At 47.5% G+C, this 10,000-nt stretch carries 7 protein-coding genes and 1 tRNA gene; 4 read left to right on the top strand and 4 right to left on the bottom strand.

Features of this window, described 5'->3' with window-relative positions; all coding sequences use genetic code 11:
* Nucleotides 1-180: 180 nt before the first annotated feature.
* The 3 genes from dnaG to LDL40_RS04430 all read left to right on the top strand — a co-directional run bounded on the left by dnaG (nt 181) and on the right by LDL40_RS04430 (nt 4,156).
* On the top strand, nt 181-1,905 hold the full coding sequence (dnaG, locus tag LDL40_RS04420; RefSeq protein ID WP_300993944.1) for a DNA primase: 1,725 nt from the start codon (nt 181-183) through the stop codon (nt 1,903-1,905).
* A 103-nt stretch (nt 1,906-2,008) separates the two neighbouring features.
* Nucleotides 2,009-3,859 (top strand): RNA polymerase sigma factor RpoD, encoded by a 1,851-nt coding sequence (gene rpoD, locus LDL40_RS04425; RefSeq protein ID WP_300993945.1) that lies wholly within the window; start codon nt 2,009-2,011, stop codon nt 3,857-3,859.
* Between the two features lie 220 nt (nt 3,860-4,079).
* Nucleotides 4,080-4,156: transfer RNA gene (locus tag LDL40_RS04430), tRNA-Ile, on the top strand.
* Between the two features lie 20 nt (nt 4,157-4,176).
* Here LDL40_RS04430 and LDL40_RS04435 read toward each other — a convergent pair.
* The 4 genes from LDL40_RS04435 to LDL40_RS04450 form a co-directional block, all read right to left on the bottom strand.
* Nucleotides 4,177-5,286, bottom strand: a complete 1,110-nt coding sequence (locus LDL40_RS04435) for a methyl-accepting chemotaxis protein (RefSeq protein ID WP_300993946.1) — start codon at nt 5,284-5,286, stop codon at nt 4,177-4,179.
* A 70-nt stretch (nt 5,287-5,356) separates the two neighbouring features.
* Nucleotides 5,357-6,550, bottom strand: a complete 1,194-nt coding sequence (hmpA, locus tag LDL40_RS04440) for an NO-inducible flavohemoprotein (protein WP_300993947.1) — start codon at nt 6,548-6,550, stop codon at nt 5,357-5,359.
* Nucleotides 6,551-6,609: 59 nt separating this feature from the next.
* On the bottom strand, nt 6,610-7,845 hold the full coding sequence (locus LDL40_RS04445) for an NnrS family protein (protein WP_300993948.1): 1,236 nt from the start codon (nt 7,843-7,845) through the stop codon (nt 6,610-6,612).
* Between the two features lie 15 nt (nt 7,846-7,860).
* Nucleotides 7,861-8,130 (bottom strand): hypothetical protein, encoded by a 270-nt coding sequence (locus LDL40_RS04450; protein WP_233008150.1) that lies wholly within the window; start codon nt 8,128-8,130, stop codon nt 7,861-7,863.
* A gap of 208 nt (nt 8,131-8,338) precedes the next feature.
* On the opposite strand from LDL40_RS04450, the gene norR reads away from it, so the two are divergent.
* Nucleotides 8,339-9,910, top strand: coding sequence for a nitric oxide reductase transcriptional regulator NorR (norR, locus tag LDL40_RS04455; RefSeq protein ID WP_300993950.1), 1,572 nt, complete (start codon nt 8,339-8,341; stop codon nt 9,908-9,910).
* The last annotated feature ends 90 nt before the right edge of the window (nt 9,911-10,000 follow it).

Consider the following 10,000-nt stretch of genomic DNA (forward strand, 5'->3'; position numbering starts at 1 on the left):
GCCGTGCCCTTAGCACGGCTTGTCTTTTTCTGTATACCCGTCGTATTTGAAGCTGCAGCTTTGTTGACTGCGCTCTTTCGCCCCGGCTACATAGCAGGTCTATGCTTCTGGGTCACTCGAGCTTGCCGTCTTGCTGCAACCTCAAGTTGTCTGGGTCTATATCAGTAGATGAGGAAAAAGGTGGCAGGACAAATCCCCAGACACTTTATCGACGACTTATTAGCTCGTACAGATATAGTGGAACTGATCGATCACAGAGTTCCTTTAAAAAAGGCCGGTAAAAACTACCAGGCTTGTTGTCCTTTCCATAACGAAAAATCCCCTTCTTTTACCGTAAGTAGCGACAAACAGTTTTACCATTGCTTTGGTTGTGGCGCTCACGGCAATGCCATCAGTTTTATGATGGCCTATGAACAGCTTGAATTTGTAGAGGCCATTGAAGAACTGGCCAAACAGCATCATTTAGAGATACCACGCGAACAAGGCAGTGGTAAGCAGTATCCGCAGGCTCAGGCCGACGATTATAGCCAGATGCAAAAAGCAGCAGATTTGTATCAGCAACAGCTGAAGCAACAGGTTCATGCTGCCAGTTATTTGCACAAACGTGGAATTTCAGAGGCCACAGCAACAAAATACGGCATAGGCTATGCGCCGGATAGCTGGGATTTTGTGTTAAAGCAGTTAGGCCCTTCACGTTCAGCTCGTGATCAGCTGTTTGAAATTAAATTGATTAGCCGTAACGATCAGGGCCGCGAGTATGATTTTTTCCGCGACCGGCTGATGTTTCCCATTCGGGATAAACGCGGCAGAGTGATAGGTTTTGGCGGCAGAGTGATAGGAGAAGGTACACCGAAGTATCTAAACTCTCCTGAGACCAGACTTTTCCATAAAGGCCGTGAACTTTATGGCTTATTTGAAGCCAGACAAAGCCAGGACAGATTAAGTCGTGTGGTTATTGTCGAAGGTTATATGGATGTGGTTGGACTGGCCGAGCAAGGAATATCTTTTGCCGTGGCTTGTTTAGGCACCGCTACGACCCCAGATCACATGCATACGTTATTCCGTTTGACCAGCACAGTGACCTGCTGTTATGACGGCGACAGAGCAGGAAGAGATGCAGCATGGCGAGCTTTACAGAGCGCTTTACCGCATTTAAAAGACGGCGTAGAGCTAAATTTTGTATTTTTACCAGACGGCGAAGACCCGGACTCACTGGTGCAAAAAGAAGGCAAAGAGGCCTTTTTACATCGTCTGGAACAGGCCATGCCTTTAGGTCAATATTTATTTGACCATCTGGCCAAAGAGTTAGACTTAAACAGCGATGCCGGCAAATCTGCCCTCTGGGTCAAAGGCAATGAGCTGATTAAACAAATTCCAAGTGAATTTTACCGCGATGCCTTGTTTGAAACGCTAGGTTCGCTGGTGGGTAAATCGTCGCAGCAAAATACGGCGGCAAGAAGCCAAAACAAAGTACAGAGCAAAGCTCCAGTCGCGACAAAAATTACGCCGATGCGCCGGGCTATAGCTCTGTTATTGCAATACCCGGCCCTTGCCAAAGTGATGCCTTTGGCTCCTGAGCTGGCTCAGGCGAATTTACCAGGTATTCAGTTGTTATTGACAGTACAGGACACTTTATTAGCTCAACCTGAACTGACCACAGCACAATTGCTGGAACATTGGCGGGATACGCCTGAATACAACATATTAGTGAAGCTGGCGTTATGGGATCATCAGGTCGCAGAAGAACAGTTAACTAAAGAATTTCTGGATACTTTCCGCTCTATAGAGGATCAGTATCTGGCTCAACGCCTGGAAGAATTGCAACGCAAAGATACGTTGCAGCAACTGACCACGGCGGAAAAACACGAATTTGTGTTGCTGTTAAAAGCTTTTAAAAGCAAATAACCGTGAGTAAGCCGTCATTGTGCGGTGGCTAGAAAAGCCGCGCTTTGTTATAATCGCTAATTCGCATTTTTGAACTAACTATTTGGGTGGAAGAACAGCCTCTATGGAGCATAATCCTCAGTCGCAACTAAAACTCCTGATCTTAAAGGGTAAAGAGCAAGGGTATTTGACCTTTGCTGAAGTGAATGATCATCTTCCACAAGATATTATTGACTCCGATCAGATCGAAGACATTATCCGTATGATCAATGACATGGGTATCCAGGTGTTTGAAACAGCACCAGATGCCGATGACCTGATCATGTCTGACGCTGCGCCGGATGAAGACGCCGCAGAAGAAGCCGCACAGGCTTTAGTTAGTGTGGATAAAGAGTTAGGTCGCACTACAGATCCGGTCCGTATGTATATGCGCGAAATGGGCACTGTAGAGCTGTTAACCCGTGAAGGCGAAATCGACATCGCCAAACGGATTGAAGATGGTATCAATCAGGTGCAGACCTCTGTGGCTGAATACCCTGAGGCCATCACCTATCTGTTAGAACAGTGGGATAAATTCGAAGCCGAAGAAATTCGCTTAAGTGACATTGTCACGGCTTTTATTGATCCAAACGAAGCCGACGACTTACCGCCAACAGCGACTCATATCGGCTCTGACGTGCCGGAAGATGAACTGGCTGATGAAGATGCAGATATCTCTGGCGATGACGAAGAGTCAGAAGACGGTGATGATGAAGCGGACACTGGCCCGGATCCAGAAATGGCGCGCGAGAAGTTCACGGAACTACGTACTCAGTACGAAGTCACCCGTAACTCTATCGTTAAAAACGGCCGCGAGCATCCGACCACCAAAGAAGAAATCGAAAAACTCAGCGAAGTTTTCCGTTGCTTCCGTTTAGTGCCAAAACAATTTGACCGCCTGGTCAAAAACATGCGTGAAATGATGGACCGTGTTCGCGTCCAGGAACGTATTGTGATGAAGCACTGCGTTGAGTACGCCAAAATGCCAAAGAAAAACTTTATGAAGTCTTTCAGTGGCAATGAAAACTCAACAGCATGGATAGACGCGGAAATTGCAGCCAATAAACCTTATTCAGCCAAGCTGGGTGAGATGCGCGAAGAGCTGTATCGCAGTGTTGAAAAGCTGAAAAAAATTGAAGAAGAAACTGGCCTTTCGATCTTTAAAATTAAAGATATCAACCGTCGCATGTCGATTGGTGAAGCGAAAGCCCGTCGTGCGAAAAAAGAAATGGTTGAGGCGAACTTACGTCTGGTTATTTCTATCGCGAAAAAATACACCAACCGTGGTTTACAATTCCTTGATCTAATTCAGGAAGGTAACATCGGCTTGATGAAGGCTGTCGACAAGTTCGAATACCGTCGTGGTTATAAGTTTTCAACTTACGCTACATGGTGGATCCGTCAGGCCATTACCCGTTCTATCGCTGACCAGGCCCGTACTATCCGGATCCCTGTGCATATGATTGAAACCATCAACAAACTGAACCGTATTTCACGTCAGATGTTGCAGGAAATGGGTCGTGAGCCTTCTCCGGAAGAGTTGTCCGAACGTATGGGCATGCCGGAAGACAAGATCCGTAAAGTGCTGAAAATTGCCAAAGAGCCAATCTCTATGGAAACGCCAATAGGTGATGATGAAGATTCGCATCTGGGCGATTTTATCGAAGACAGTACTTCGGAATCGCCACTGGACTCAGCGACCATGGAAAGCTTAAAAGCCGCCACCAACGAAGTCTTGGCTGGTTTAACAGCCCGTGAAGCAAAAGTACTGCGTATGCGTTTTGGTATCGATATGAATACCGACCATACCCTGGAAGAAGTGGGTAAACAGTTTGACGTAACACGGGAACGTATCCGTCAAATCGAAGCCAAAGCGCTGCGTAAACTGCGCCACCCTTCCCGTTCAGAAGTGTTAAAAAGCTTCCTCGACGAGTAGATTTGTTTTGCGTCTCAAATGTGCTCCTGCATTTGCGACCTACCGTCCTTCCATGGACATAAAAGAGGCACCGCAAGGTGCCTTTTTTATTGAAGCGGATAAAAAGTAAGCAATCGATACAAACTCTGTGTTATCAAGCGGTGACAACAGCGGAAAAACTTCTTATACTGCCTGCGCTCTTCAGGCTTACGATCGCAAAACCTAAAGACGCTTCTCAAATGGCCCTATAGCTCAGTTGGTTAGAGCATCCGACTCATAATCGGCAGGTCCCTGGTTCAAGTCCAGGTGGGGCCACCATTTATTAAAGTTTCTTTTCTTTACTTCGATTTCCCCAAATCCATTTCTGCCAACAATTGCTGCATCAATTGCATCACTTTGATATTGGCTTGTTCCATTTGGCTCAGGCTTTGTAAGGTTTCTGGCCAGCTCCCCTGATGGTAATAGTCCAGCGTCAGCTTGGCTTGTTGATGCACGGCTTCATGTGGCGCCTCTATTTGCTGATAGACCGAATCTTTGGCCATACGCTGCTGTGTAGGTAATTGCTCGTATAAAGCGCCAAGCCGGCATTGGTGTTCGTCTGGTAAGTCTTTGGCCTGAAAGCTTGCGCCGCCCAACAAGGTGCGATACACCATCATCTTCATCACCAGTTCCTGCAAATTGGCGAGTTCCACCGCAAACACCATGGCTGAGTAGCTGCTACTGCGATCGGCCTGAATACAATTCTGGCCGATATGCTGGCTGACCTCTGCTGTATCAGCGAACAAAGTGGACAAGGCGTGAGTTTCTTTATCCATAGCACTGACATGGGCGCTGACTTCATCTACCTGCTGCAAAATACTTTGTATAGAGCCACTGATTTTAGTGGTAGCAGCTGTGGTTTTGATGGCTAGTTTACGTACTTCATCTGCAACTACCGCAAAACCACGGCCATGTTCACCTGCTCTGGCCGCTTCAATAGCCGCATTAAGCGACAACAAGTTGGTTTGTTCTGAAACGGAGCGGATCAGTTCTACCACACCGGAAATCAAAGCCGTTTCGCTTTTTAGTTTTTGCAGCGTCTGTAAAGTGATAGTGCTTTGCCTTTGCAATAATCCAAGCTGATTATTTGATTCCAACATCTGTCTACCGCTGTGTTCAGCCAGTTGTTTGGCATCAGAGGCCAACTGCTGTTGCTGTTTCAAATCATCAGCCAGTCGTAGCATACTGCGCTCCATATGCAGCATACTTTGTTCAAATTGCCCCAGCTCAGTGGCAGCTTTTGCTGTACTCTCCTGTTGTTGAGTAATGGTTTTAAGCTGCAGATCCCTGGCGGCCAGTTGGTGTTCCAGTTGCTGATTCTGCGCTAACAACTGCTGTAGTTGTTGCTCCATCTCTTGCCGTTTTACTTCAGCGTGTTGCAACTTCACAGTGCGTACCAGGCTCCACATAAGTCCCCCTTTTCCCCTACAGTCAAGCCCGGCAAAACGCCGGGCCGCGCACACGATCGCTGATCAGCACTTACAGGTCGCTATGAGGACCAAAAACTTCATAGTGAATTTGCGCCGAAGCCACCCCCAAAGCCAGTAACTGATCTTTGGCAAACTTCATAAACCCTGTAGGACCACAGAGGTAGAAGTTGGCACTTTGCAGCGGTAACTCATTGGCGACGACTTTCAGATCCATCAAACCAGTAAACTGACCAGCAGCTGTGTTCTGCTCCGCTTTGTTGTACCAGGTAAAGTTGTGCAGTAAGGGGTAGTCTTGTTCCAGTTGCGAAATACGCTGTGCAAACGAATGTTGCTGTGGATTTTCACAGGCGTGCAGGAAAAACACCGGGGTTTGCTGTTTTAACGCCACTATACTTTCCAGCATCGACAGCATAGGGGTTAAACCCACACCTGCGGAGATCAACACTGTAGGTAAATGCGCAGATTGCAGGAAGAAGTCACCCGCAGGTGGCAGAATATCCAGCTCATCTCCGGCTTGAATATGGTCGTGCAGGTAATTTGAAACCAAACCTGCCACTTCGCCTTGCTCGCGTTTGACACTAATACGATAGCTTTGGCTATTAGCTTTGTCAGACAAGGAATACTGGCGGATTTCATAGTAGTCACATGACGCTGGCTTTACTTTCACCCCCAGATATTGGCCTGGCAGGTAATCTACAACTGCTTCACCATCTTTGGGTACCAGTACAAAGCTGGAGACCAGCTCAGATTCACGGATTTTTTCTTTCACTTTAAAACGACGTGGGCCATACCAGCCCCCTGGTTTTTGTTCAGTCTGGTTATAGAGCTGACGCTCACGGCCTATAAAGACCTTCGCTAAAAAGCCATAAGCTTCAGTCCAGGCCTGCTCTACTTCAGGCGTAAAGGCATCAGGAGCCAGTTCACGTAAGGTTTCAATCAGGTGATGACCTACAATGTCGTAGTGCTCAGGCTGAATAAAAAAGCTGGTATGTTTATGCGCCACACGCTCCACAGTTTCAGTCAGCACAGACAAGTTATCGATATTTTTGGCGTAAGCTGCAATAGCACTAAACAAAGCAAATTGCTGACGGCCACTGTGCTGGTTCGTCATGTTAAAAATATCTTTCAGCTCTGGATTCAGTTGAAACATACGCTGATAGAAATGGTTAGTGATGGCTACACCAGCACCTTCCAGTAAGGGCACAGTGCTTTTAACGATGGCAATAGTTTGAGCAGGTAACATAATAAAACCTCTTTTGAGTGACTAAGTGAGTGTGAGTTAAGTATTCAGAACAACATCAATTAACCCGGTCTGCCATCAGCACGGGGCTGAGTCAGAACAGGCCAATAAAACCAAAGGAAGATGGCGAAGGCGCAGAGCCATAACAAAGCGCTGACTTGCCAGAACAACAAAGGAAACCCTGCTAAGCTGGCCAACATCCGCATTGGGCCAGCCAGCAACAGCAAAGCAAAAGCTAAACTTATGGTTTTGCCAACCTGCAGTACCCGGCCTGTATGGCCTAAAGACACCCGGGCCATCATGGCGAGAATCAAACCAGCCATAGCGCTGATACTCAGCAGATGCAGCACGTCTTTAAACACAAGGAGCTGAGTTAAATCGCTGATGCCTAAAAGAATTAAACCTAAAGCCAAAGCCAGATAAGCCAGCTGTAAAGACCAAAGCAAAGGCGCAGACCAGATTTTCCATGGGGTCCAGAAGGATAAACGCCCCAGATGCAAAGACCCCACCAGCAGCATCAACCAGCCCGCTTTCAGTGGCAGTTGGACAAAAAAACCTGTGATAAACAAAACGGTGCCAAACACGGATAAAGGCAATAACAACTTATCCAGCAGCGGGGTTTTGACTTGCTCCAGTCCTAAAGCTCTGGCGGTAAAAAACGGGATCACCCGCCCGCCTACTATGCCCATCAGGATGCCAAACAGCAGGATCATGCTGTGGCTTAAGTGCGAAGCGGCGGCTAACTGCTGTGTTGCAGCTGCATAAACAAAAGCCGTATTGAGCAAAGCCATCACAGATAACAGTGGAATAAACAGATAGTTATTTTTACTTTTTGCCCTGAAGAGCAAGCTCGCCAGGCTGTAAATAGCACCAGTCCACCACAGCAGTTGAGCGGCGATAAAAAGCCATAACACTGGAGTGTATTGGGCGAATAACAAGCTAAAACGGGCAATCAGCCACAAACTGCTTAGGAGCAGCAAGGGTTTGCCCGAAATGCTTGGCAAACCTGTCCAGTTTTGTGCTGCCGTCAGTAAAAAGCCCACAGCCACAGCAGCACCAAAGCCAAATACCATCTCATGGGCGTGCCACAAGGCTGCAGGAAAACCAAACTGAAACGACATCAGGCCGCTAAACCACAAGGCCCAAATGCTGATCGCCAAAAAAGCCCAACAGGCACCAGCCAGAAAAAAAGGCCGGAATGCCAGGGCAAACAACGGATAAGCAGATAGAGCTTTTCGCTTACCCTCTTGCACCTCGTCAGGCCAGTGGATATTGATCAAAGGAGGACGCTGGCTCATTTTTTTACTCACAACCTAACGCACTTCTTTATGCAGTTCGTACTGAGCTATACAGCGGCAGACATAGGCAATTTTCACCAAAGTTGCGCTGAAAATCATAGTGACATGACCTGCCAGTTGCAGCTCAAACGAAAACATATAAGACAGCGGATAACAGACAACCACAGTTGCCAGCAGTAAACTAAAGGACAAGGCTAATAAAGTATTGGCAGCCAATAACAAAGTTTCGAACTTGTCAGAGGCGGACAGTTTTTCATTACTAAAAAATTGGGCAACGTGAAACATCATAAGCTCCTAAGGAATCACTTGATCCCGGTTTGGTTTCTTTATGTATTGCAGCTCTGATGCCAGTTATTTTTCAATTTAATTTCAACAACTTAAAAAATAAATAAGTAAAATTCATGTCAAAATGACAACAACAAAAAGAGTCAAAATGACAAACTAGATTCTTTGTGACATAATTTAAGAACTCTAATTGTCAGCAGGAGCTGTAATGGCCGAACTCAACTCAACCTTGTTGCTGGAAGTAGCGCTGGATCTGGCTAACAGCATCACCACCATAGATCGCTTTGACCGTTTACTGGGCTCTGTCCGCAAAGCTATTAACTGCGATGCTGTGGTCTTGCTCTCTTTTCAGGGCGATTTGCTGATGCCGCTGGCGATCCAGGGCTTAACAGCTGATACCTTAGGCCGTCGTTTCGCTCTAAAGGACCACCCTCGCCTTGCGATCATTTGCCAAAGCAGCAGCCCGGTGCGTTTTCCATCCGACACTGAATTGGCCGATCCTTACGATGGCTTGTTACTGGCACAGGCCGGTGACTTGCCTGTGCATTCCTGCATGGGTTTACCTTTGTATTCAGATGGCCAACTGATAGGGGTGCTGACGCTGGACAGCCTGAAACCAGATGCTTTTTCTGCCATAGCGGAGCGCACCTTAGACTTAATTGCAGCTATGTCGGCAGCCACCTTAAAAACCGCTATTCAGCTGAAAAAACTCGAACAACAAGCGCTGCAGGCGCAACATTTAGTGGAAGAACTGACTCATGAAGCCCTGATCCGGGATGGTGGCGAGCTGATAGGTCAAAGCCAGGCCATGCTGGCGCTAAAAAGTGATATTCAACTGGTGGCGGGTTCAGATTACACAGTGCTTATTCAAGGCCAGACTGGTGTAGGTAAAGAGCTGGTCGCCAGAACTCTGCATCAGTTATCCAGAAGAGCGAAACGGCAACTGGTGCATTTAAACTGTGCTTCTTTGCCTGAAACGCTAGCTGAATCTGAGTTGTTTGGTCATGCCAAAGGTGCTTTTACCGGCGCCGAGCGGGAAAGGCCGGGTAAATTTTTATTGGCCGATGGCGGTACTATATTCCTCGATGAAGTTGGTGAACTACCACTTAGCGTGCAAAGTAAATTATTGCGGGTGCTGCAAAGCGGTGAAATTCAGCCTGTTGGCAAAGATGAAGTAAAAACGGTCAATGTGCGGGTGATAGCAGCCACCAACAGAGATTTAGCCGCAGAAGTGGCTGCAGGTCATTTTCGCGCCGACTTGTATCATCGATTGTCGGTGTATCCCATTACTGTACCTGCACTCAAAGAGCGGCAACAGGATGTGCTGCTGCTGGCCGGCTATTTTCTCGAACTGACAGCCCGCAAACTGGGCATACGCCAGCTAAAACTCAGTACTGCAGCTCAGTCTGTGTTGTTGCAGTACAACTGGCCTGGTAATGTGCGGGAGCTGGAACATGTGATTAGCCGCGCTGCGCTCAAAGCCAGAAAAGAAGCCAAAGCTCAGGATATTATTGCGCTGTTACCACAGCATCTGGAACTGGCAGAGCGCGCAGTTTCATCCGATAACAACCCGCCAGCAGCTTTGCCTATGATCCACAGCAACGGCTTAAGCCTGAAAGCGGCCACTGAAGAATTTCAGAAGCAGCAAATTATTCAAATCTTAAGCCAAACCGCAGGTAACTGGAGTCTGGCGGCGAAGCAGCTGGATCTAGACAGAGCCAATCTGGCCCGCCTCGCCAAACGCTTAGGTATTAAAGTCGAAAAAACAGTTCGCAGCTAAGCTGGCTTACAGCTTATCCAGCCAGCGCGTGAGCAATTGCTGGCTAAACTGGCGTAAAGCCGGGGCATAGGCCTGGGTGTCCTGGCGGAT

This window comes from Rheinheimera sp., from assembly GCF_020217005.1.
Classification (GTDB): Bacteria; Pseudomonadota; Gammaproteobacteria; order Enterobacterales; family Alteromonadaceae; genus Pararheinheimera.

Bases quoted from the DNA above. Each gene is read 5' to 3' on its own strand.
- rpoD (WP_300993945.1), top strand. From the start codon at position 2,009: ATGGAGCATAATCCTCAGTCGCAACTAAAACTCCTGATCTTAAAGGGT.
- hmpA (WP_300993947.1), bottom strand. From the start codon at position 6,550: ATGTTACCTGCTCAAACTATTGCCATCGTTAAAAGCACTGTGCCCTTA.
- norR (WP_300993950.1), top strand. From the start codon at position 8,339: ATGGCCGAACTCAACTCAACCTTGTTGCTGGAAGTAGCGCTGGATCTG.
- LDL40_RS04435 (WP_300993946.1), bottom strand. From the start codon at position 5,286: ATGTGGAGCCTGGTACGCACTGTGAAGTTGCAACACGCTGAAGTAAAA.
- LDL40_RS04450 (WP_233008150.1), bottom strand. From the start codon at position 8,130: ATGTTTCACGTTGCCCAATTTTTTAGTAATGAAAAACTGTCCGCCTCT.
- LDL40_RS04445 (WP_300993948.1), bottom strand. From the start codon at position 7,845: ATGAGCCAGCGTCCTCCTTTGATCAATATCCACTGGCCTGACGAGGTG.